Below are 277 nucleotides of genomic sequence, written 5' to 3'. Positions count from 1 at the left end.
AGTCTCAATACAGTTAAAACTTGATCGACTCAAATAAAGCGCCACAATCGGCTCTTTATTTAATTTCACTTAAGAAATGGATGAGGGAAAAGTAATGACTTTTTAAAAATGCATCGGTTCTGTTGCAATCATTAACAAACGATCCACACCTAACGCAATACCTGCACATGCCGTCATTTGAGGCAAAGCAGCAAATAAAAACTCATCGATTGGCATCACATGTAAGCCTAATTTTTCACGTTCAGCATTATCGACTTCAAAACGTGAACGCAACACC

Annotated in this window: 1 pseudogene; it reads right to left on the bottom strand. The window is 37.9% G+C overall.

What is annotated here, in order from left to right:
• Positions 1-102: 102 nt before the first annotated feature.
• Positions 103-277, bottom strand: a pseudogene (locus tag ACG9ZB_RS17300) (EF-P lysine aminoacylase GenX); the annotation flags it as partial.

Source organism: Acinetobacter johnsonii (assembly GCF_048551975.1).
In the GTDB taxonomy this organism is placed as follows: domain Bacteria; phylum Pseudomonadota; class Gammaproteobacteria; order Pseudomonadales; family Moraxellaceae; genus Acinetobacter; species Acinetobacter johnsonii_A.
The sequence above is the reverse complement of the archived record's forward strand: the minus strand, read 5'-3'. Positions and strand labels throughout refer to the sequence as shown.